This window comes from Paenibacillus sp. SRL342 (assembly GCF_984798905.1).
The window spans coordinates 3,817,142-3,841,411 of record NZ_OZ481790.1; the positions used below are offsets into that span (position 1 = coordinate 3,817,142).

The 24,270-nt window shown below is 41.2% G+C and carries 19 protein-coding genes and 1 pseudogene; 15 read left to right on the forward strand and 5 right to left on the reverse strand.

Annotation, left to right across the window (positions count from 1 at the left end):
* Nucleotides 1-7: 7 nt before the first annotated feature.
* The 3 genes from AC4E8D_RS16680 to AC4E8D_RS16690 are packed head-to-tail and all read right to left on the reverse strand — an operon-like array spanning nt 8 to nt 1,781.
* Nucleotides 8-1,144, reverse strand: coding sequence for a zinc-dependent alcohol dehydrogenase (locus AC4E8D_RS16680; protein ID WP_221821372.1), 1,137 nt, complete (start codon nt 1,142-1,144; stop codon nt 8-10).
* Nucleotides 1,141-1,527 carry a spore coat protein gene (locus AC4E8D_RS16685; RefSeq protein WP_221821374.1) on the reverse strand — a complete coding sequence of 129 codons (387 nt, stop codon included), beginning with the start codon at nt 1,525-1,527 and terminating at the stop codon, nt 1,141-1,143. Before AC4E8D_RS16685 ends, AC4E8D_RS16680 begins: the two co-directional genes overlap by 4 nt.
* An 11-nt stretch (nt 1,528-1,538) precedes the next feature.
* Nucleotides 1,539-1,781 carry a hypothetical protein gene (locus AC4E8D_RS16690; protein ID WP_036615405.1) on the reverse strand — a complete coding sequence of 81 codons (243 nt, stop codon included), beginning with the start codon at nt 1,779-1,781 and terminating at the stop codon, nt 1,539-1,541.
* A 187-nt stretch (nt 1,782-1,968) separates the two neighbouring features.
* Between AC4E8D_RS16690 and AC4E8D_RS16695 the strand changes: the two genes are divergently transcribed.
* The 7 genes and pseudogenes from AC4E8D_RS16695 to AC4E8D_RS16725 all read left to right on the forward strand — a co-directional run bounded on the left by AC4E8D_RS16695 (nt 1,969) and on the right by AC4E8D_RS16725 (nt 9,493).
* Complete coding sequence (locus AC4E8D_RS16695; protein ID WP_490204965.1) at nt 1,969-2,250, forward strand: hypothetical protein; 282 nt, start codon at nt 1,969-1,971, stop codon at nt 2,248-2,250.
* Nucleotides 2,251-2,488: 238 nt separating this feature from the next.
* Entirely contained in the window at nt 2,489-3,574 is a 1,086-nt protein-coding gene (locus AC4E8D_RS16700) for an L-dopachrome tautomerase-related protein (RefSeq protein WP_221821378.1), read from the forward strand.
* Between the two features lie 294 nt (nt 3,575-3,868).
* Nucleotides 3,869-4,135, forward strand: a complete 267-nt coding sequence (locus tag AC4E8D_RS16705) for a CD3324 family protein (RefSeq protein ID WP_221821380.1) — start codon at nt 3,869-3,871, stop codon at nt 4,133-4,135.
* A 156-nt stretch (nt 4,136-4,291) separates the two neighbouring features.
* Complete coding sequence (locus AC4E8D_RS16710) at nt 4,292-5,374, forward strand: nucleotidyltransferase domain-containing protein (protein ID WP_221821382.1); 1,083 nt, start codon at nt 4,292-4,294, stop codon at nt 5,372-5,374.
* Between the two features lie 449 nt (nt 5,375-5,823).
* Nucleotides 5,824-7,284: pseudogene (locus tag AC4E8D_RS16715) on the forward strand (spore germination protein).
* Entirely contained in the window at nt 7,257-8,402 is a 1,146-nt protein-coding gene (locus tag AC4E8D_RS16720) for a GerAB/ArcD/ProY family transporter (RefSeq protein WP_260632757.1), read from the forward strand. Before AC4E8D_RS16715 ends, AC4E8D_RS16720 begins: the two are co-directional and overlap by 28 nt.
* Entirely contained in the window at nt 8,399-9,493 is a 1,095-nt protein-coding gene (locus AC4E8D_RS16725; RefSeq protein ID WP_221821384.1) for a Ger(x)C family spore germination protein, read from the forward strand. Before AC4E8D_RS16720 ends, AC4E8D_RS16725 begins: the two co-directional genes overlap by 4 nt.
* A gap of 119 nt (nt 9,494-9,612) precedes the next feature.
* Here the strand turns inward: AC4E8D_RS16725 and AC4E8D_RS16730 are convergent, their stop codons facing one another.
* Together AC4E8D_RS16730 and AC4E8D_RS16735 are read right to left on the reverse strand one after the other, a co-directional pair.
* Complete coding sequence (locus tag AC4E8D_RS16730) at nt 9,613-9,954, reverse strand: nuclear transport factor 2 family protein (RefSeq protein WP_221821385.1); 342 nt, start codon at nt 9,952-9,954, stop codon at nt 9,613-9,615.
* Between the two features lie 28 nt (nt 9,955-9,982).
* Nucleotides 9,983-10,777, reverse strand: coding sequence for an SDR family oxidoreductase (locus tag AC4E8D_RS16735; RefSeq protein WP_221821386.1), 795 nt, complete (start codon nt 10,775-10,777; stop codon nt 9,983-9,985).
* Between the two features lie 176 nt (nt 10,778-10,953).
* Here AC4E8D_RS16735 and AC4E8D_RS16740 point away from each other — a divergent pair, with 176 nt between their 5' ends.
* The 8 genes from AC4E8D_RS16740 (at nt 10,954) to AC4E8D_RS16775 (ending at nt 24,224) form a co-directional block, all read left to right on the forward strand.
* Nucleotides 10,954-11,835: a LysR family transcriptional regulator gene (locus AC4E8D_RS16740; RefSeq protein ID WP_221821387.1), complete on the forward strand. Its 882-nt coding sequence runs from the start codon at nt 10,954-10,956 to the stop codon at nt 11,833-11,835.
* A 219-nt stretch (nt 11,836-12,054) separates the two neighbouring features.
* Entirely contained in the window at nt 12,055-12,204 is a 150-nt protein-coding gene (locus AC4E8D_RS16745) for a hypothetical protein (RefSeq protein ID WP_221821389.1), read from the forward strand.
* A 392-nt stretch (nt 12,205-12,596) separates the two neighbouring features.
* Nucleotides 12,597-14,189 carry a glycoside hydrolase family 32 protein gene (locus AC4E8D_RS16750; RefSeq protein ID WP_221821392.1) on the forward strand — a complete coding sequence of 531 codons (1,593 nt, stop codon included), beginning with the start codon at nt 12,597-12,599 and terminating at the stop codon, nt 14,187-14,189.
* Between the two features lie 94 nt (nt 14,190-14,283).
* On the forward strand, nt 14,284-18,087 hold the full coding sequence (locus AC4E8D_RS16755) for a GH32 C-terminal domain-containing protein (RefSeq protein ID WP_221821395.1): 3,804 nt from the start codon (nt 14,284-14,286) through the stop codon (nt 18,085-18,087).
* A gap of 417 nt (nt 18,088-18,504) precedes the next feature.
* Complete coding sequence (locus AC4E8D_RS16760; RefSeq protein ID WP_221821396.1) at nt 18,505-19,632, forward strand: NtaA/DmoA family FMN-dependent monooxygenase; 1,128 nt, start codon at nt 18,505-18,507, stop codon at nt 19,630-19,632.
* Between the two features lie 38 nt (nt 19,633-19,670).
* Nucleotides 19,671-20,630, forward strand: coding sequence for an NAD(P)H-dependent flavin oxidoreductase (locus tag AC4E8D_RS16765; RefSeq protein ID WP_221821398.1), 960 nt, complete (start codon nt 19,671-19,673; stop codon nt 20,628-20,630).
* 266 nt (nt 20,631-20,896) lie between these two features.
* The gene (locus tag AC4E8D_RS16770; RefSeq protein ID WP_221821400.1) at nt 20,897-22,699 is read left to right on the forward strand and encodes a cache domain-containing sensor histidine kinase; all 1,803 of its coding nucleotides are present in this window, start codon (nt 20,897-20,899) and stop codon (nt 22,697-22,699) included.
* The gene (locus AC4E8D_RS16775) at nt 22,686-24,224 is read left to right on the forward strand and encodes a response regulator (protein ID WP_490204966.1); all 1,539 of its coding nucleotides are present in this window, start codon (nt 22,686-22,688) and stop codon (nt 24,222-24,224) included. The genes AC4E8D_RS16770 and AC4E8D_RS16775 overlap by 14 nt, the downstream gene beginning before the upstream one ends.
* The last annotated feature ends 46 nt before the right edge of the window (nt 24,225-24,270 follow it).

The following is a 24,270-nucleotide window of genomic DNA, read 5'->3' on the forward strand; positions in this document are numbered from 1 at the left end:
CTCATATTTAAGGCTTTAAGATGACTTTAATGCAATCGTCCGTTTTTGTATCGAACACTTCATAGCCCCGCTTGGCCTCGCTGAGCGGAATGACGTGCGTAACAATGTCCCCAGGGTTCACTTTGCCAGACGTCACCAACTCGTACATGTATGGCATGTAGTGAATGACCGGAGCTTGTCCGGAACGGATATTCACGTTTCGCTGCATGATGTCACCGAGTGGGAATCCGTTATAACGTCCGCCGTATACCCCAGTGACTTGAATGGTACCACCTTTGCGGACAGCCTGAGATGCAATGATAAATGCGCTCATGGTGCCGCCTTGCAGTTTCATACCGCTGGCTAGAAATTCAAGATCGCTCATCTTGCCGTCCATTCCTACCGCATCAATCACAACATCGGCGCCGCCTTTGGTCATTTCTTTGAGAGTGTTCCCAATATTCTTATCCTGTTCGAAGTTTACGATTTCCACATTGTTCGTTCGCTTTGCATGCTTTAAGCGGTAATCGACATAGTCGACGGCTATGACCCGCTTAGCACCTTTCAGCCAGCAGAACTTCTGGGCCAGGAGTCCGACCGGACCGCAGCCGAGCACGATGACTGTATCACCATTCTTAACGCCGGCGTTATCTACGCTCCAGAATGCTGTCGTCATGGCATCGGCGATCAAACTTAGCTTTTCGTCCGGTTGTTCGCAGTTCTCAGGGATCTTAAAATGGGTAAAATTAGCAAATGGGACCCGTAAATACTCGGCTTGCCCGCCGGGATATCCGCCGGTCGTTCCGGAGTAGCCGAAATAAGCGCCCATATCCCCGTGCTCGTTGGAATTGTCACATTGGCTTTCCAGCTGATTTTTGCAAAAAAAGCATTCTCCGCATGCGATGTTAAACGGAATGATCACACGGTCGCCTTTTTTTACCTTGGTCACGCCAGGACCTACTTCTTCTACGATCCCCATCGGCTCATGTCCGATGACATAGTTCTCCTGAAGGTTAGGGATCATCCCGTGAATCAGATGAAGGTCAGAACCGCAAATGGCGGTACTGGTGATCTTTACGATCATATCGTCCGGTTTCACAATCTTCGCATCCGGCACCTCTTTGACCACAACATTTTTAACCCCTTGATACGTTACCGCCTTCATGCTTTATGTCCTCCAATATGCTCATCTGGGGTCCGATCAAACATCCCTTTACGTGACGTATCTCCCGGGAACAGATTCATCTGCCCGATCATCACCGTATTTTTCGCCGAAAGCTGATCGAGTTGGTACTGTTCGTTCAGCTCATAAGGATGAAACCATTTTTTGCGAATCATGAGCTCTGAGATTTCTTGGTGCATTGCAATCCCCTGCTTAAGATGAGTATGCAGCAGGGCTCTTACATCCGGTGAAGCCGTTTCCGTCAGGGCGATGGACATATTACGTACCCCCTCCTTGGCACGAAGAAGGAAGTCCATGGCAAAAGTCATATCTGCCATTTCCGGCATATTCAATGAATTAATCGGATCTAAATAATCGGTATTCATCTGAGTTCCCCTTAATGTGTTATAGGTGTCGGATTATTCGGAACGGGTGCTTGAAAAGGAGCTCTTGCGTAGATTGCTTGCAGCTCAGCGATCTGTTGTATGGATTGAATTACGTCTTTCTGCATTAATGCTTTTAGCTCTTGGTCAAAGACCAGGCCTTGCATAAGTTTCGACTTAGCGATGCAGAGCGTTTTGAAGTTTAACGCTTCATGCAGTTCCATCGATTCGTGCGGCGCTAGCGTTGGATTAGCCATTCAGAAATGATCCCCTCCTTTTTCATCAAGATTAGATTTTCCAATGCATCGGATCTTATACTAATATGGATCACCGGAGAGGTAAGTTCCGAATATTCCCATCAGTCGCAGGGATATAAACAAAATCTCAATCCCATACTTATTTCTGTCTAAATGAATGATTTTACTGAAGGAAGGAGAAGTCACGGTGCCCAATAAAAACAAAATTGATCTAGCAACCGAAAACGCAAGAAAACCGGCAGAAGATGCACTTAACTCGAGTGGTAGTAATACGCTAGAGCAGCATGCATCTAACGCGGTTTCTGAGGTGCAGACGGCTTTAAATCAGGCAATAAGCTTGTTAAGTGAATCTAATGCAACAAATTCACAAGCGTTGGAGGTCGCCAGGCAGCAATTGACCCGAGCAGAGGAATTTTTAGATCAAGCGCTAACTTCAGCAAACGCATTACGTCTGCCGGACCAACAATAAAACGGTTTTGGTACAGATAAGCTTGGCAGAGTTTTGGAAGCATTTTTCCTAGAACACATATAGTTAACGTCAACATGCTTCGGCTTACGCTGAAGTTTTTTAGTATTTTTAGATGTATCGGACAATTTCAAAATCGAGGTTAAAAAAGAATGATTAAGGGCCAGGCATTAGAAAAAGTCTTGAACATAGTTATAGGTAATATCTATTCAACTATGTTGAGGAGGACATCATACAGCCTATGTTACCTATGGAAGAATATTTTGGTAAGTTGGAACTCGTTCATTCCTTTTACGGGGCTATGCCTACAGGCGTTAGTGTATCCGAAACCGGGCGTATCTTTATTTGCTTTCCGAAATGGGGAGATGACGTAAGATTTACGGTAGCGGAAATTGTTGAGGGTGAGATGCAACCTTATCCTAATGTAGAAACAAATTTGATCAACCCATTAAATATTGTTATGTCCTTCATCAGTGTTCAAAGTGTTGTTGCAGATGGAAGGGGGACCCTGTGGGTACTGGACACGGCTGCACCAAATTTTTCTGAGCCAATTAAAGGAGGGGCAAAATTAGTCGCGGTAGATTTAGAAACAAATACAATAAGAAAAGTATATACATTTGCAGATGATGTCGTCTTGCCGACAACGTATCTGAATGATGTCCGATTTGACTTTCGTGTAGGAGAAGCAGGTTACGCATATATAACGGATTCTTCTTCCAATGGTCCAGGTGCTATTATCGTCGTAAATTTAGAAAACGGAAATGCGTATAGACGGTTGCATGGAGCAAGCTCAACCTCACCCGATCCATATTTTGTGCCAAAAGTGGAAGGTAAAATTTTGATGAATCGAAACGCGGATGGTTCGACATCTCCGTTTCGATTGGCCTCTGATGGTATAGCCATTTCCCCAGATGGAAAAATGTTATTCTATTGTCCATTAACCAGTCGCCAGCTATACTCGATCTCAACAGAATCGTTAAGAGACAGAACGATACCGGATTTTAAGTTAAGTGATCTTGTGCAGTATTGGGGAGAGAAGGGTGCATCTGATGGGATGATCACGGACGCAAAAGGAAACGTTTATGCTGGAGATTATGAAAACGATAGTATTCGAAAGATATTGCCGAATGGAATCATGGAAACCATCGCTCATGATCCCCGAGTTTTATGGCCAGATACGTTTTCTATCGGTCCGGATCAATACTTATATGTAATTGTGAACCAATTACATAGGCAGGCGAGATTTCATTATGGAAGAGACCTGCGACAAAAACCTTATAGTTTACTACGTATAAAAGTTGATGAATTACCGGCTCCTACCTTTTGATATACATCCCACTTTACGCGTACAATCGTGTCAGCCCCAAAAGACATAATTAAACAATTTAACAACAAGCCCTGATATAATAAGCAAATAGCAACTATCTATTTTCTATGGAGGTGAGGCTATTGAAAACAATCGGGGTAGGATTCTTACATGCACGGCTCTATGCAAAGCCAGTGAAGGATATGGCAATGCTTTGCATAGAGCCCAGGAATAATCACATTGCCAACGACGAATCGTAATATTCTACGAACTGGCTTTGCACCTTATTGATCTATTAAATAAGGAGTGAGGCCCATGAAATATTCAAAAGCCGAGTCTATTTTTCCGGAAGAATTGTTACGGATCATTCAAAAATACGTTCAAGGGGAATTGGTTTATATCCCAAAGCCCAAAGAGGCACACCTAAAATGGGGCGAGAAAACAGAGAGCAAGAGCAGGGTCTCTGCTCGAAACGCTGAGATTAAATCCTTATTCCACAATGGAGTCAGAATAGAGGAGTTGGCGGGTCGGTATTTCTTGTCCTGCGAAAGCATAAAGAAAATAGTCTATACAAAGAACTAATGAAATCCGCTAACTCGTCGTTTCGACGGTTTAGCGGATTTTGTGCAAAGATGACTTAAATCAACTTATGCATAGTAACCGTACCTCTAAGTCGATAGACTCAAGTTAAGGTTGTTGTGATGAAGGACGGCCGGATCATACAAAGAGGTGTAACGAATGAACGAAATCATAAAGAAGAAGCTGCTGGACAAAAATGAACTGCTCATTAACATGGTGATTGAACGCGTAAAAAGAGATTTTCTAGAGGATATCGCCATTATTGGGCTTACTGGTTCATTTAGCACCGGTGACTTTCACGAGAAGAGCGATCTTGATTTAATTATCATTAATAATACAGAAAAGGGATGGGAAATATCCGACTGCTTCATCTTGGACGACGTTGGATATGACATCTATTGCACGCCATGGGATTCAAGACTGCAAGAGCAATCCACCTTGGAGAGTCCCAACGTATCAAGCCTAACCGAGCTCAAAGTACTCTACTATGCTAAGCCTGAGGATTTGGAGAAATTGAACAACTTCCAGCAAAAAGCTCTTGATGCACTTGCAAAACCGATAGGAGAAGCGTGTCTTAATCGAGCAAATAAATGGATCGACCTGGCTAAGCAAGCATACAGCGATACGATGCTTAGTGAAGATATCGGTTCAGTGCGATATGCATCTGCTGAGGTTCTGTATAATCTAGTCAATGCCTTGGTGAGTATGAATAACACGTGCATCAAACGAGGGATCAAGCGATATTTGGAAGAGATACGTTCGTTTCGCTATGTTCCGGATAATCTCGAATCCTTATACATGTCAATCATCGAAGCTCATACCATTGAAGATATTCGAATAACATCTTTTAATATGTTGAATAGCGTTACGAGGTTACATAGCACAATGTGTGATAACTTCATTGTTAAACCGGCTCCGACCTTTGATAATCTGAGGGGAACATATGAAGAATTGTGGTGCAACTACCGCAATAAAATTTTGAACAGTGTTATAACGAACAATGCTTCCTACGTCTTTCTTTCGGCCTTTGGAGCACATGGGTATCTTGATGAAATGGCTGTAGAGAAAGGAACTCAGAAATTTGATCTTATGCAGTACTTTGATGCAAGCAATCTACCAGTTATAAAAGAGAAGTTCCTTGAAGTGATGGACGAATATCTAGACGAGTATAATAAGGTCGGCAGAGAAGTCGAACGTTTTACAACCTACGAGCAACTATATGCCCATTATATGAATCACTGACCTTACATTCATTTATAAGTCCGCGGAGACGGGACTGTAATTGAAGGTAAAACAACGTTAGAGGTTGCGAAGTCAGCAGGGGATAAAGAGGTTGAAATTATTAAATGAAGAAGTTAGGTGCAACTCTAGTAGTTCCAATCAGGGTATTCGAAGCACCTAATGCGAAAGCCAACAGAATTAAAACCAACAGTTGTAGCAACTAAAAAAATATTAATCGTTAATTTATTGACCTCAGCTCGCTTTACCGGCTGAGGTTTTTTCATATGCATTGAAAAAAAAACAGATTACCACATGCATTCTCACCGAATAAAAGAATCCCGATCCCGATTTACCCTCATTCTCAAACATGATGAGGCTTAGTATACACATTGCCGGTCGTATGATTTTTCGATTACAGGACAAGATATTAACCTTATCACCATTTTATTACTTTGATAAAGGAGAAGACCATGGTTGAAAAATACGAGCCTCAAATGAAAAATCATCAAAAGTCTACATGGCTTGATGATTTAAAACAGATATTAAACCATATGGAAGATGCCGAAATCATTGAGCACAAAATAGGTACGAGTGCTTCAGTCCATCTTTTATTTATAAAAACGTTAATAGATCAAGAGCGTTTAAACGAGGCGATTATTCAGCCACTTCATCAATCAGGCGGAAATTCGCTTTCTTCATGCATAATCAATTCTGATGTTTCAGAAGTTATATCGATCGAAGATGCTGGGCAAAAAATAATGCAAGGATATATTCTTCTATACGATTCAGTCAACGATCAATGGCTAGGCATACAGTTGGAAAATCCTCTTGGCCGGGCAATTGAACCTTCCCAAACGGAAACTGTTATATATGGAGCGAAAGATAGCTTCAGCGAACAAATCGATAATAACATTACAATGTTGCGCAGACGTTTGCCTATAACGACATTAAAAACGGAAAGCTTCACTATCGGATCACTGAGTAAAACAAAAGTTGTGTTAATGTACATAGACGGAATAATTAATCCGGAATTTGTTTCGATTGCAAGAGAGAAAATTGAAAGTGTGGATTTCGATCAGTTTTTAGACTCCGCACAGCTTGCAGCTTTTATTGAAGATCATAACCATACGGTCTTTCCCTAGTTTCTACAAACGGATCGGCCGGATGCCTGCGCCTTCGCCTTAGGTGAGGGTAAGCTGACTTTATTAGTCTCCAATTCACCGTTTGCTTTAATTTGTCCCATTACATTATTCCATCTATTCCAATCACCAGAAGACTACTTCCTTCGTTGGCCGGTAGCCAGTTTTTTACGTTTAATGAGGTATGGAAGTTTTATTATTTCTTTGACGATGATTCCTTTTTATGTTGCGTTAACGACATTTCATTACCAAATGGTTCCGCTGCCGATTCTCTTCGTATTATTGGAATCGAGAAGCAAATTGCCCTTTACTCCGTTTGTGGAAGGAATTTTCATGATCGTAACGCTGGAAATCATCAAAGAAGCAAGTTTGCGAATGCCGACCAAAACCAGTCAAACTCTAGGGGTTATCGGTGGTATTGTCATTGGACAAGCGGCTGTAGAGGCAGGCTTTGCAAGTAAAGTATTAATTGTTTTGATGGGTATATCCGCTATTGCTTTCTTTTTAGTTCCCAACTATCAAATGACAAAATCCATGGTTCTGTTGCAAGTGTTTCTTCTTATCCTTGCATCGGTTCTTGGGCTGCCAGGAATCGTGGTCGGGCTAATCGGGATTCTTGCGCATCTCCATGCACTAACGTCATTAGGTCAACCTTATCTGGCACCTCTTTCTCCTTTTTACGGGAAGGATTGGATTGACCTCTTTATTCGCGGGCCTTTGATTTGGATGAAAACGCGTCCGAGTAATCTAAAACCATTACAGAAATGGCGACAGGAGAAGATGAAGAAATGAAGACTCTATCCTTATTCAAGCAAACCTCCACCCTTGGTAGCATCCATTTCCTTTTATTGGTTAATCGTACGCAAATGCATTATTTTGTTCTAATCATGCCCGTTTATTTGGTCCATTCCTATATGGTTTGGGGTATTGTCGCCTTGGGGCTGCTGTCTCAACTTAATTTGATGATGCTGTCCAGATGGTTTTCTTCCAGTTATGCAGCCAAAGGCTATCAAGGATTTGTACAGCTTTTTGGAAAACGAACGGTTCACATTTTCGCGATACTTGGTTTTTTGATAATACTGTTGAAAATTTCAATCATCACTCTGGGTTACGTTGAAATGCTCCATAGTTTTATTTATCCATCAATGAATAAAACGTGGCTGATCCTCGTTATTCTATCAATCAGTTTATTTGTGGCTTCACATGGCATGGAGAAAACATTGCGTTTTGTCGTTATCGCCTTTCTATGCGGGGCGTGGATCTTACTCATGTTTATTCCTTTTTTCTTTTCATCGATTTCAGATTACCGCGATTTGTATCCTCTAATCCCCACCGAATGGTCAGGGCAATCATGGCAGAGTTTGTTGTTTATATGGTCGGCATTTTCCGGTCCAGTGTATTTGGCCTTTATTGTTCCATGGATAAGCTCCAACACAAAAATAACCAAATATCTTGTCATGGGCAACATGCTGACGATTTTGGAATTTTCATTATTGTTCATAGCTTCGGTATTGTTCTATGGTTCCAACTTCTTAAGCAAGATCAACTTTCCGGTAGCATACATGGGGAGCTATCTTCAAACGAGCGGTTTAGAACGAATCGAGTACATTCTTATCTCTTTCCATATGTTTAATTACGTATTTGACATTTCAATTCTGTTGTTGTGTTTTTATGGAGCTGGAAGAGTTTTTATGAAAAAAATGAATTCAAGTACAACCCTGACTGGATTATTGTCGAGTTGGTTCGTCATTTTGATAAGTATCATCATAATGGATCAATGGTTATGGCAAACGGTTCCGGGTCAAACGATGTTACTGAACCTTCAAATCTGGCTAGGAGCATTCATTTATTTGCTTGTTCCTGCGATCCTTTTCACTGTGGTTAAACGAAAGGAGAGTATGCAGGCATGATACCATACAAGTATTATGGTTTATTGGCAATTGTAAGCCTTATGTGGATAACCGGCTGCTCTGCTCCATATGTCGAAAACAATCTGATCGAAGAGATCGCTCCGGTCGTTTTCTGGTCGGTTGACAAGGGGACGGAGGGAAAGTTTAAAATCAGCACTTTAGTACCACCACTCATCAAAGAAAAAAAACGATTTCTCTCCAAGGAAGTTGATCTGATAAAGCAGGGAGGCAAGGAGTTTAATTTAATTTATTATCGGGAACTAAAACAGGGGCAGCTGCGAATATTATTAATCAATGAGAAACTGGCAAAAGAAGAAGGTATTGAAAAGCTGATCAATACGATATTGGTAGATCCCGATATTTCAATGCGTGTCTATTTAGTGGTTGTTAGAGGGGATTTTGATGAATACATAAAAAATCAATTGACGAAGCAAGAAAACCAAGATTATTTTCTTTATCGGATGTTAAGGCATTACGAGAAGCATAACCAGGGTGAAATGAGCATTGTCAATATTCATCAATTTATGAAGAAGTTATATTCTCCTCTTAAGGATCCGATTCTTCCCGTTTTTCAAGCGGATAAGAACAATTTCAATTACGTTGGAACGGCCTTGTTCCGAAATGACAAAGAAACAATGGTCACTCAAGACGTAAGCGATGAAATTTTTCAACTTCTGGATAACGATCATTTCTTAAAAGTCTTGGCCATTCCAAAGTTATCGATCAGTTTAGGACGTGTTCGATCCAATATTCGCATGAAACTATCGAGTGACTATTCATCCTTGTCTTTACATGTGGGACTGAAAGGAAGAATTGAGGAATATCAGGGAGATAAGAATATTCAAAACGAGGAAGAATTGGAACATTTAATTCATGAGATTGAGGTATACCTTGAGGAACAAACGTCAGAATTATTAAAAAGTATGCAACGGTTGAAAGTGGATCCCTTAGAGGTCGGAACACATTCACTTAAGCCTTTTTCTAAACCAATAACGGAAGAGCAATGGTTGAAATATTGGGAAAATATGAAGATTAATGTTGACTTCGACATCAAAATACAGCCTTTGATTAATGTTGAACGGCTGTCGTGATTCAAAAGATGCCCCCCAGATGATCAAATACATCATTGTGGGGGCATCTTTTTTGTTCAAATCATGTACAAAGAGAGCTTATTACTGCAGCCCGTGGCGGACAAGCCATTTGGATATCTTTAGAAAATGGAAAGTCTGACGATTTTATCGTCAACAATAACAAAATGATAATTCAATAATAGTGGATCGGGTAGACCAGTCTTATCGTAGGTACCATCCAACTCGCATGTTAACACAATTTCATCACCTATTTTTTTGGCTTTTGTTGGCTTTAACGTTACATTCGCCGCGAAATGGTTTTGATCACTCCATTCCCGAATCGCCTGTTTCCCATTTCGCTTTTTCCCTTCATCCAACACGACAGCATTTTCTGAGAAACAATCTATAAATACTACCGGGTCTGGCTTGTTAGATGCAGTAATGTATTTGCCAATTACAGACGGTAAATGATTGAGGTCCATATTGTTCTCTCCCTTTATTCATTAATTTTTAGACGGTAGGGATAGTTCCCCCATCAATGACATATTCACTACCTGTAATAGATGCTGCTCGGTCTGAGACCAGAAATGCGAGCAGTTCAGCGACTTCTTCAGGAAATCCTGGCCGGCCAATTGGAATACCTCCGAGTGAAGTCATAAGTTGTTCGAGCGCACTTTCTCGACTTCCGGTTTCCATTGCGATCCGATCAATTAATGCGTCAGCTGCTTCTGTCTGAATAAACCCGGGAGACAATGTATTGATGCGAATTCCTTGAGGGGAAAATTCATTCGATAATCCCTTGCTATAATTAGTCAGCGCGGCTTTGGCAGATGCATAAGCCAGTGTAGTTTCATATAAAGGCAAACGTCTCTGAATGGAAGTAAAATGAAGAATAACGCCTGAATTATTTTCTAACATAAGTGGAATTAAACCACGATCTAGTCGAACTGCTGCGAGTAAATTCCAATTTAATGTATGAAGCCAATCCTCATCACTCAATACAAGTGCGCCTCCTGGTGGTGTCGTTGATCCACCTACGCAATGGACAATAATATCGATACCTCCAAGTTGCTCTTTTACTGCTGTAATTATGTGCTCTACACCTTCAGGTGTGGCGACATCTGCTTGAACAAATTTGACCGAATTGGGTAAGTCAGCAGATAGGGAACGGGCAGTAGTAAGAACTGTAGCTCCGCCGTTTGCAAGTCTTTTTACAACTGCTTGCCCCATTCCCTTTGTTCCTCCGGTTACAAGCACCCTTTTACCTTTAAATTCTGATAGAGAGAACTCAAATTCTTTATGCATAACTATTCCTCCTAGTGATGGTATTTAATGATTAATTTGAAATTGCTCTGTCTCTAAACCATAATGTGTTGTTCGAGAGGAGCTAGAACTAATACTACACTTGCTACTTTCATAACGTCCAATTTATTATAATAATAAAAATGATGAATATTATATATATATAGAGGGGTGTCTCAATGGAACTTACACAATTAGAATACTTTATGACCGTTGCACGGCTTGAACATATGACCTTGGCTTCCAAAAAACTCGGTATCACTCAGCCCGCTTTAAGTCATGCAATTGCCAAGCTTGAAAACGAAATAGGAGCTCCTTTATTTGAACGAAATGGACGAAATATTAAGCTGAACCGAAACGGTACTATGTTCTCTAAATGGATTGGTAGAGCCCTACATAATATTGAAAATGGTCTAAAGGAAATCGAAGAGTGGTCCAACCCGGATACTGGTGTGATTACGTTGTCTTATCTAAACATTCTCGGTGTTGAATTAATCCCTAGCCTAATTCGAAGTTATCAATTGAAGTATCCCAAAGTTCGGTTCGAATTGACACAAGGGAACTTAGGAGATATTGATGCACATCTGGAGCAAGGATTTTCGGATATTATGATTACATCGAGGGAATCTACTTTGGATAATCATCACTGGAAGACGATTCAAAATGTTCCTTTATACATTGTTGTTCCCTCTCAACATCGTTATGCAGATTGTAGCGCTCTTAGTTTGGCAGAGCTATCTGGCGAGCCTTTTATTGGATTGAAAAACAACTGTGGATTAAAAGCAACGATTTTATCCCGGTTCCAACATACCGGATTTTTTCTTGCTTCTGCTTATGAAGCGGAGGACCTAATCACTGTAGCCGGTTTTATTAAGTCAGGTCTAGGTGTATCAGTACTGCCTAAGACGCTGGGGTTGATGTTAGATGAATTGGTCTGGATCCCTATCATTGATGAAGGATGGTACTGGGAAATAGGATTAAAGTGGAGAGATGATCATAATATTTCCCCAGCTGCGAAAAGGTTTATTGAATATGTGGATACTTTATATCAAGGAGAATGACCGCCAAATTTTTTAGTTTTGAAAAGAAATTCTTCTGAGAAAACAATCATACTTTATTGTATTTGAACACAAGGAAAAATGATTGGCAGTACGTTATAATACAATCAACAGGTAGATTACCCAACAAAAAAGTGAAATATTGTAATATCTAGTCACACTCGGCTCATCATAGTTCTTTGAGCCGCTTATTACAACATAATAGATATCGGAGGTATGATTATGGTTAAGAAGAAAATTTCCACAGCCCTCAGCGCAGCTTTAATCGTTTCTATGCTGGCTACCGGCGTAATAATCACTATCCAAAGTAACACAACGTTAGAGGTGGCGAAGTCAGCAGGGGATAAAAAGGTTGAAGTTGTTAAAGCATAAAGAGACGTTAAATTTATTTAGAACATGTCATGAATAAAAATATACTCCTATTGAAGTCGCTATTTTAGCGGCTTTTTTGTTTTATCGGTAAAATTGGGTTTAATACTAACGATATTTTGTTGAACAAGTAAAGAGAAGTTTAGATATAACCATTTTTACATTTGTAAACCATTAGGTTTAAAGCATTAAAAAAATGATTAGATCAACTTAAATAAAAATTTTTATTTTCTATAATCAGTCATAAATTGTGTAAATGTAAACTAAAACAGATATATACATAAAAAATAGTGTTCATTTAAACAAAAATACTTTGACAAATGAAAACGAGTGGATTATTTTGTTAATAAGGAATGCATATTTCTTCTTTTAGATTCTAAGTAGCTTAAGGGAGCGTGAATAAAATTAAAAAAGTACATCTATCAGGTGAAAATAGTATCAGCAAAGATCCAGAACACTTTATTTATAAAAATGAATACAGACCGCAAATACATTATTCCCCTAAGGGAAATTGGATTAACGATCCTAACGGAATGGTTTATTACGAAGGAGAATATCACCTTTTCTACCAATATACTCCTCATGATACGCAGCCTGACTTCGGCAGAATGCATTGGGGGCATGCAGTAAGTAATGATTTAATACATTGGGATGAACTTCCACCAGCCATCTCGCCTGGGGAAGATGGCGCGATCTTTTCGGGAAGTGCGGTAGTCGATAAGAACAATACCAGTGGATTCTTCAACGAAGCAGGATCAGGATTGGTAGCTATTTATACTAATAACGATAACAGCGCTCAACCCGGTAAACCGCAGGTTCAAAGCATCGCTTACAGCAAGGACAAAGGTAGAACCTGGACAAAATATGAAGGTAACCCTGTTTTATTCCCCACGGATACGCTAGACTTTCGAGACCCAAAAGTATTCTGGCATGAAGAATCTTCAAACTGGGTAATGGTTCTGGCTGTAAGCGACCGTGTAGAATTTTACACATCTTCAAATCTTAAGGATTGGTCTTTTGCAAGCGGTTTCGGTTCTGATATTCCTGGCATCCATCGTGGAATATTTGAATGTCCTGATGTTTTTAAAATCCAAGTGGATGAGAACCCCAATACCACGAAATGGATTCTGACACTAAGTGTCGGAGATAGAAATGGCGTAAATCCAAACGATTCAGAACCACCCGCAGGCGGTTCTGGCATGATGTATTTTATAGGTCACTTTGATGGTAAGGTTTTTACACTAGATGAAACATTGGAATCATTCGAAACAATCCAATGGATAGATTACGGATCTGACTTTTACGCGGCCGTGACCTGGGATGGTATCCCGAATGAGGATGGGCGAAAGATTTGGGTCGGCTGGATGAATAATTGGCGTTACGCTTCCACTCTTCCTTCTAAAGAATGGCGTGGCCATATGTCAATTCCAAGAGAGATTCAACTTAGGACGTATTCGGAAGGACTTCGCTTAATTCAAGCACCCATAACTGAGTTAAATCAACTTAGAAGATCAATTCTGTCTCTACAAGACATTACAATTAAACCGGATATGAACGTTTTGTCTGCTGTTTCTGCTGCAAAGATGGAAATTATTGCGGAATTCGAAATTGGTAATGCAATAGAATTTGGGTTCAAGGTGCGAAAGTCTACCTCTTCCAACCAAGAGACAGTCATCGGATATAATGTCTTGAATGAGGAGTTGTTTGTCGATCGGACGAAGTCAAACACTGTTGATTTTCATCCCGATTTTGCTGCAAAACACAAGGCCCTCATGAAGCCAGAGCATAAACGGATACGATTGAGCATCTATGTTGATTGGTCAAGCATAGAGATCTTTGGCAACAACGGGACAACTATCATTTCAGACACGATTTTCCCCGACTTGGAAAGTAGAGGACTGGAACTCTATGCCATTGGTGGAGAACTAAAAGTCATGTCGCTTCAAATCAATGATCTCGTAAGCATTTGGGAAAATCAACCGGACTGAACTGGGTGTCCAAAACCAATTTAGGGCTAAGTGGACTTTTACCCGTTTCCGCGGGGCAATAACTTTACAATATTATTAGAAAAGAGGGTATGGAATGAAAGATAAATCTAAATATGCAATATGTCTTCTGATGGCAACCGGATTAGCTCTGACTTCAAACGGTATTTTTACATCTAAATCAATTGCGGCTAGTGCTGTACTCGCTGATCAGGAAACAAATAAACAGGCAAAGGAGGAGCTTGATATTTTTGAAAGCGCATCCAAATTAAATACCAATTTGATAGGCTGGCAAGTGAAAGGAAAAGGGGGATTAGAGGATACTTCAGAAGGAATCCTGCTAACTTCACAGCCTAAAGAAAATGTAATGGCCATCTCAGAGACGGTGTCCGAAGATTTTATCTATGAAGCTGATGTCATGATCAGGGATACGAAGGCAGACGCAACATTGTTGTTTCGTTCTAATGAGGATGGCTTTAGCTCGTACATGTTGCAAATTGTTCCGGACGCAGGTCTGATTCGGTTAAGAGATGCAAGAAATGGAGATGGGAAATTAAAGGAGGAGCGTAAAGTTTCTGTTGAAATGGGGCCAATCTATCATCTCAAAGTGAAAGCAGTGGGTTCCTCGCTAAAAGTATATTGGGGCAATCAATACAAACCATTAATTGATGTTCAAGACATTTCGTATCAAAGCGGAAAGCTTGGACTCCATGTATGGGATGGATCCGCCTTGTTTTCGAACATCGTGGTGAGCGATCTGAAAGGTAATTTGGGTACGGTGCTTTCTAGCAAGGGAACATGGCAGCCTGATATCAACGGAAAAAGAGGGGCGGTAGAACAGGAGAGCAAAGCACAGCAAGTCTATAATAAAAATGCGACTGATATGGTCTATGAAGGGAATATTACCCTTCGTCCTGATTCTATTGCAGCTCTCGCATTTCGATCTTCAAGCGATGGAGCTGAAGGATATGAAGCTACTCTTACGAAGGAAGGAGATCAGGTCCGTGTAAGTTTGACGAATACAAAAGGGACCGTAATTGCAAGTTCGCAACGTACTTATCCGAGTCAGATGGGAGCCAAACATCATGTGGAAATCAAGGCAAAGGGAGATCGAATTCAGGTCTTCCTGGACGGATACACTACGGCCGCGATTGACGTGAAAGATTCAACCTACAGGAGTGGAAGTACTGGAATCGTCGTAAAAAAGGGGACGGCTTACTTCCAGGATACTTATGTGACGGAACTGAGCCAATATTACAATGAGATATATCGTCCACAATATCACTACACGCCAATACGTGGTTCAGCGAGTGATCCGAATGGACTTGTCTACTTCGAAGGAGAATATCATCTCTTCCATCAGGATGGAGGAACATGGGCGCATGCGGTAAGTAAAGATATGCTGAACTGGAAACGACTTCCGATTGCACTTCCCTGGAATGATCACGGACATGTCTGGTCTGGGTCGGCTGTTGCGGATATGACAAATGCATCTGGTTTATTCGGAGATTCAGGAGGTAAGGGCCTTATTGCATACTATACTTCCTTTAATCCGGATAGCCCGAATGGGAACCAGCGTATAGGTCTGGCATACAGTAAAGACCAAGGTCGTACTTGGGAGTATTCGAAGGAACGCCCGATTGTGATTGAGAACCCGGGTAAGAGCGGAAATGAAGCTGGGAATTGGGATTTCCGAGATCCGAAAGTGATCCGTGATGATGAGAATAACCGCTGGGTTATGGTTGTATCCGGAGGAGATCATATTCGTTTCTACACGTCAACGAATTTACTTGACTGGACATTGACAGATAATTGGGGATATGGGGATTACGTCCGCGGAGGAGTATGGGAATGCCCTGATCTGTTCCAGCTTCCGGTAGACGGAACATCACAGAAGAAGTGGGTTATGATGATCAGTACAGGAGCGAATCCCAAAACAGGCGGATCAGATGCCGAGTATTTTATCGGTCATTTAACAGCTGATGGTAAATTCGTGAACGATAATCCGGCAGGTAAGGTGTTAAGAACAGATTTTGGTAAAGAATTTTACGCTTCGATGTCTTTCGCTAATATGCCTGATCATCGCACAGTGATGATGGCGTGGATGACGAATTGGGACTATCCGTTCGCTTTCCCAACGTCCAATTGGAAAGGTGAACTAACCATTCCGAGAGAAGTATCATTGGTAACAACCAAAGATGGAATTCGGATGGCGCAAAGTCCAATCAAAGAATTGGAATCACTGCGAAAACCGTTGTACTCTGCTTCTAACAAGTCGGTGAGTCCTTCTTCCGGGAATCTGCTAAAAGGTATTATTTCAGGTGCTTACGAAATTGAAGCTGAAATTGAAATCCCTGAAACCAGTACAGCGACCGAGTTTGGCTTTAACATTCGTGAGGGTGCAAATCAGAAGACAGTCGTGGGTTATAAGGCAAGCGATAGTCGTATGTTTGTGGACCGAACTGCATCCGGTGAAACGGATTTTTCTAACCTTTTCAGCAAGAAACATGAAGCGGCTACGCAAATGGAGAATAATCGGATCAAGATGCGTATTCTTGTGGATGAGTCTTCTGTTGAAGCCTTTGGTAACGACGGCAAAGTTGTCTTCTCAGATGTTATATTTCCGGATCCTGCGAGTAGAGCGATGAGTTTTTACGTGAAAGGTGGGAATGTGAACGTTATTTCCCTGAAAGTGCATCAACTTGACTCTGTCTGGAATGGGGACATTCCTTCAAAAGCTCAAATAAAGATGGATACAACCGTTCGGGAATTGGGGGTAGGCGAGTCGGATACACTGCAGGCGATGGTCGAGTATGGTCCGGGTTTAGGCGTTCAACCGCTGAAGTGGAATTCCAGTAATAACGAAGTAATAGCCATAGACTTGGTAGATAATTCACAAGCAGTTATTAAGGCAAAAAAAGAAGGGGAGTCCACAGTCACCGTATCTACTCCGAATGGCAAAACTTCCACTAGTGTACTCGTTAAAGTCTCAGGTGGCGAGTTCCGGACAAACCTGAGTGGATGGGCTAAAGATCTGTCTGCTGCTTCATGGTTAGTTAGTGAACATGGGATTCGTGGTAAATATTTTAGCGATGCGAATTATATTGCCAAAGAGAAGGCTGGGAATTTTACGTATGAAGCAGACATGATGCTCGGTGAAACAGGGGGGGCAGGTTCTATTTTGTTCAGGGCTAGCGAAGATGGTCGAAGTGGTTATTATCTGAATCTAGACCCTAACATGAAGGCAATCCGTCTGTTCTACAAAATCAATGGAGCATTTGAAGAACGGCAGGTTCTTGCAAAAGTACCAACGTTCATTCAGCCAGGTCATACGTATAAGGTGAAAATAGAAGCGAATGGTCCGCATATTATAGTTCACGTGGACAGTCAAAAAGTCATAGATATCATGGATGGTACTTTTGCAGAAGGTCACTTTGGACTCCATGTATTTGGCGGCTCCGCATCTTATCAGAACGTCAATGTGAGCAACGGTGAACCTGCAAACCTCACCAAGTCCAGCCTTGTAAATGCCGCAACGCAGAAATCCATTTACACAGCTAACCTTGTCAACGGGGAGCCGGTTACCTTGCAAGATGCAAGTGCAGCCTCCACCCAGAAGTGGGTATTTGTTCCGACAGGCGACGAAGCAGGATCGTATTCGATTCGTACTACGGCCGGTCAGACGCTTGATCTGGATATAGGGCAAAACAAACTTCAGCTGTATCATTACTTAGGATATAACAACCAGCGTTGGGTCCTTCACCAGAACAAAGACGGATCCGTTCATATTACTTCAGCTCATCATCAAGTAGCATTAGAAGTATCGGAAGATGGGACCGAACTCTTCCTGAGTGAACTGAATCCATCACTTGATCGACAAAAATGGATATTAGCGAAATAATCAAGATATATTCCATGATGGCGTATCTCATAGATATTCCAATTATATTGGTTGGGATAGACTCAAAGGGGACGACAACTGGAGGTTTTTATCAAAGCACACACGGCCATCCAACAAAGGATGGCCTTTTGGGTTTGAAAGACAGACTCATTCTATACGTACAAAAAGATGTACTATGTTCATTTAAATTGCCCTCTTTGCAAACGAAACGATTACGCTTAAGATTGGCTCACAACCAAATATTTTCACTCCTATAGTTAGCAAGCTAAATAATAAACTTAAGAGGGCAAGGAGTAACGGAGCGCTGACTTCTATCCGAATCAAGAGAGTCGGAAGAAAGGGCATAAATTATTGGCTAAGGAATTAGGTGTTCTACAAGGAAAGTAAGTGAACTCGTGAAAAGGAGATCATTCAATTATGGAAGAAAGAAAGCTTAAACTAGGAGGAATTATTGATGGCGTGGGATGGAATTACACGGGTTGGAGACACCCTCATATTCCAGCAGATGCCAGTGAAAATATTGAGTATTACGTACAGAAAGCCATACAACTTGAACAAGGAAAGTTCGATCTGATCTTTTTGGCAGACGTAAGTCATATCGGACCTGGCATGATCCCGCACTATCTAAGCATGTTTGAGGGTGTATCCATTCTATCTGCATTGAGTATGGTGACTCATTCCATTGGTTTAACCGCAACGATAGCGACTTCATACGCTGATCCCTTTACGGTTGCTAGGCAAATCGCTTCCCTTGATAAGATTAGCAAAGGCAGAGCAGGGTGGAATGCAATTACCTCCAATCCTGGAGGATTAGCCAATTACAGTCAGTCCCATCTGAAGAAAGCAGATCTTTATCCCATGAAAAAAGAGTTTTTGGAGATTGTTGAAGGACTTTGGGACTCGTATGAAGATGATGCCTTTATACGTGATAAGGAACGTGGGATATTTTATGACCCGCTTAAAATGCATCCGCTAGATTATACCGGGAATTACTTTTCCGTGGAGGGTCCCTTAAACATCAGTCGATCGAGGCAAGGAAGACCAGTGGTCTTTCAAGCGGGCACCTCACCGGAGTTCATGGATATTGCTGCACAGCATGCCGAAGTCATCATGGCACCAGGACATGATTTGGAATATCTCAAGGCATTCACTAATGAACTTAAACGTAAAGTTCAAAATCAAGGGCGTTCACCATATGACCTGTTGATGATGCCTTCTCACAACCCGATCGTTGGTAGAACGGAACAAGAAGCCCTGGAAAAGCTAAGGGAAATTGAATCATGGATGCCTAAAAGTTATCGAATGCCGAAACCTGGATTGATAGGATCGGCAGAGCAGGTTGCCGAACAAATCGAACATTGGTATCGAGAAGGCATCATGGATATCTTGCTGATTAGACAAGATCATCCGGCAGGATTTAAGGACTTTATCCAATTGGTTGTTCCTATCTTGCAAGATAGAGGCATATTCCGTAAGGAATATGAGGACGACACACTTCGGGGAAATTTAGGTCTACCTTACCCAGAAAATAAATACACGAAGTAATAATATAAAATTCGTTTAACAAGAGGAGAACAGATAAAATGACTAACAGAGTATGTGAAATATTAGATATTAAAAAGCCAATTATACAAGGACCAATGTCTTGGGTTACTAATGCCGAATTGGTTGCAGCAATAAGCAATGCAGGTGGATTAGGATTTCTAGGTCCAAATGCCGGTCAGGTTGATATAACCCGCTCACCCGAAATAAGTGCGGAAAGAATGAGAACTGAAATACAAAAAACCAAATCTTTAACGAATAAGCCATTTGGCATTCCATTGATCGTGAATCGTGATTTAGCTTACACATGGCCACTTATAGAAACAGTTATTGACGAGAAAGTTCCTGTTGTTCTGGTGAATGATATACTGGATGAAAGAATCTTTAAACCATTAAAAGAAAACAATATTAAAATTGTTTATAGACCCCTTACGCCTACTATTGAAAATGCAAAAGCTGCAGAACAATTTGGAATCGATGTTTATGTAGCGACTGGATTTGATGAAGGGGGTACGGTTCCAGAACGAGTTATTGGAACATTTTCGATTGTTCCCATGATTGTAGATGCTATAAATATTCCTGTAATGGCAGCTGGTGGTATTGGAGACGTTAGAGGAGTGCGTGCCGCATTTGCTTTAGGCGCTGAAGGTGTGTTTGCTGGCAGTGTGTTTATTCCAACAAAAGAAAATCCAGCAGCAGAAAAGGTGAAACAAATGATTGTAGATGCTACAGCAGAAGATTTACTAATGTTCCGTACTTTACCAGCATACTATCGTTCTTTACCTACTAAATTGGCGAATAAACTAGTCGATATGGATAAACAAGGTGCCAGTCGTGAAGAAACAGCAAAATTGATGCGTGGATCAATTGGAATGCGGATCGGAATGCTAGAAGGCAATACAGACGATGGCTATATTACTGTCGGCACAGGAATTACACCAATTAAAGAGATTAGAACTGTAAAAGCAGTCATCGATGATTTAATGCAAGATTTTAAATAATTGCCTTGATAGACTTACCCTCACCAAGCAGCCGATCATATGATCGGTTGCTTGGTTTATTATTAGTTAGAAAAACTCGATATGAAATAACTCTGACCTACTACGAACCAATCGGACCCTCTCGATCCCATATAAAATGTTTCATTGACTATTCAAAAAGAGAAGAGTAGATTTGGCTTTATGTAAAAAGGAAATAGTACAATATTAATCATATGTGAATTTCATCCATCATTATCGGAACTACATATAGGAAAGAGGCCCGTGCTATGCGCTTTATCCGAGTACTAAATGACATCAGACTTAAAAGTAAGCTATCATTGATCTTTATAACCGTGGCCGTACTCCCACTTTTAATAAGTGGTATCTATCTAACAAGCAAGCTGAAGGAAGTCATGATCCTGAATGCCGCTGAACAAGCAACCAATAACGTGGAGCGTGTACAGAAAAGGACCGAGGAAGTTATCAATGTAGCTATTGATATTTCCTATCAACTCTCCAATGATAACCGAATGAAGTCCATAGCAAGCCGCAATTATGAAAGTTATAACGAAGTTATCCAAACCTATCGTCAATATACTGACATTCGGGATTATATGCGGCTGTATAAGGAAATAAAATCAATTCGGTTATATACGTCTAATTCAACAATGCTTAATAATTGGGAATTTATGCAGCCAGACGACCAAACGAAACAGTCTGAGTGGTATAGAGCCGCCTTGAGTCAAAAGGGGCTTGCAGGTTGGGACTATATTCAGGATGAGCGTGATCATAGACATTATCTAAGTCTGGTTCGAAAAATCAATCTGGATGAGTTGAAAAATGAAAGTGTTTTGGTGATTAATGTGAATTCTGATTTGCTAAACTCTATCCTATCCCAAGAGACTTTCTCAACGATGATCGTGGATGACAACAACAATATTGTGGCAGCCAACCGCCCTGATCTCTACGGTAAAAACCTTGCCTCTGTGCATGCCGGGAGTAATATGTTGTCTCAAACGGAGGGTAGCTACGAAGCTGTTATGGATGGGAAAAATTCGAAGGTGGTTATAGCAAACATAACTCCACAGAATAGTTGGAATGGACTACGTATCATTTCCGTTTTTACCGTGTCTGAGATTCTACATGATGCAAACGCTATCATACGATTGGCTACATTTGTTATAGGTGGATGTCTAATCATCGCAGTTTTGCTTGTTTATGTTTCGGCATCATTTATTGCGAGAAGATTGCTTCGACTTAGTAAGCACATGTCCCGAGTAGGTACGGTGTCCTGGGATACTTATCTTGACCTCGATGGAAAAGATGAAATCGGCCAACTCTCCAGACAATTCAATGATCTGGTTCATCGAATCAGTGAACTAATGTTGGAAGTGGAAGAGAGTAACCAGCAGAAACAGACACTATTACAAAAACAAAATGATATTAAATTTAAGATGTTAGCGAGCCAGGTCAATCCCCACTTCCTGTTTAATACACTTGAGTCCATTCGAATGGAAGCACATCTTCGCCGGGAAGAGGGTTTAGCCCAAGCTGTATGGCAGCTTAGCGTGTTGATCCGAAATAGTTTAGAGGTCGGAAGTCGCCAGATCCCACTTTCAGATGAGTTAAACATGGTTCGTTGTTACTTGGAACTTCAAAAATTCCGGTACGAAGACCGACTTCAATACATTATGGAAATCGACCCAGCAAGCGAACACATTGAAATCCCCCCACTTATCATTCAACCTTTGGTTGAGAACTCGATACTCCATGGGTTGGATCGCAAAGAGGGTCCAACGTTGATCACTGTTCGAACGAAGGTTAACGATCAGGGGACGTTATTTGTAGAAATCCATGATGATGGTGCGGGTATACCTCCAAAGAAAATGAATGAGATAAAAAAACAGTTAATGAACTCCGATGAAGCCGGGGATCGTATTGGGCTACGTAACGTGAACGACCGATTAGAACTTACCTACGGTACACGTTCAAGGCTTTCAATTGAAAGCACAGAGGGCAGAGGCACCTGCTTCACATTTTGTATTCCGAAGGAAGGAGGGGAACCTGATGTTCTCCGTGATCATTGTTGATGATGAACCCAAACTACGTTTGGGGTTACAAACGTTAATACCTTGGAGGGAATTGGGATTTGAAGTGATTGGAACGGCAGCTGGTGGAAATGAGGCTCTCCGAATATTCGAAGAAACGATTCCCGACGTATTGTTGGTTGATATACGTATGCCAGGCATGGACGGATTGGAACTCCTTCAGCAGATCCGTCACCGTGGCTGGATCAGTCATGTCATTATACTCAGTGGTTACGCCGATTTTGAGTACGCGCGGCAAGCTCTTCAATTCGGTGTTGAAGCATATCTGCTCAAACCTGTAAACAAGGAAGAACTATCAGCATCACTTCAAAAGATTCATGAACAGCTCTCAAACGTGCAGAAAAAAAATATGTTACAAAAAACGAATACACCGGAATGGATACTTTATTCTCTACTAACCGGTAATCATGCTTCAGAGGATTCCATTTTGAGTAAGTGGTCAGACTCATTTGAAATCAGCTGGACTACGTATCAGATCGTTTTAATCGGGTTCTCAGGTTCAGATCCAGAAGAAAGCGAACAAATTCAGAATTTCAAAAATGTAGTCAGCAGAACCTACACTTCGGAACGTCAAGGGTTCGTTTTATATTTTGCACCATACATTGTTTTATTGCTAAGTAACTCTCCTGTTAGCGAATTGGGATGGACCGAGCTTCACAAGAATCTCCAGCTCTTATCAGGTGAGCTTCGATTTGAAATGGACATAGCAGTAGGGCAGCCCGTGCGGTCTCTTGAGGAAGTTGTTCATTCGTTTAGAACAGCAAAATCCCTTTTGGAGCGTAGTTTTTTCTATGACAGAGGAAGGCTTCTCACTGAGGAAACACCAGAAAGCTATCGACAGGAAACTGTCCATTCTTCAGTATTATCTATGTCAAATAAGGAGGAAGAAGCTTTCAGGTTGCATTATCTGGTCGATGTTGGGCATGCAAGTGCAATCTCGTCATTTTTGAACGAAATAGCATTACAACAAGTAGCTAATCAGGCTGATGAAAAGGAGATCCGTGACCGTTTCTTCTATCTTGCTAATGAAACAGTTCGAAAAATTCATTCCCGTGTCTGGTCTTTAAGCGATTATCCAGGAGACCCGGCCCAATTCCTTGCTGAAGTATATCATTCCCGATATATTCAGGATCTCGTCGACCGTATTTCTGTTGTTATGGAGAGGCTCGCTCGATGCGCAGATTACAATAGTAAAGACAATGAAATGAAGCGATTGCTGGATTATATAGATCGGCACTATGGGGATAACCTAAGATTAGAAATGCTTGCCGTATTGTTTAACTACAGTAGTTCCTATCTGGGCCAACTCTTCAAAAGTTACACAGGGGAATATTTCAACGCCTATCTTGATCGGATACGGATTCAGAAAGCGAAAGAATTACTGGCTCAGGATATGAAGGTTTACGAAGTGGCTGAAAGGGTAGGATATTCAAACGTCAATTATTTCTACACCAAATTCAAGAAACTAGAAGGGGAGTCACCTTCTTTTTATCAAAAAAAAGAATAACCTTAAACCATGCTCCTCTACGAACGGAAGTAACGAACAGTAGGGG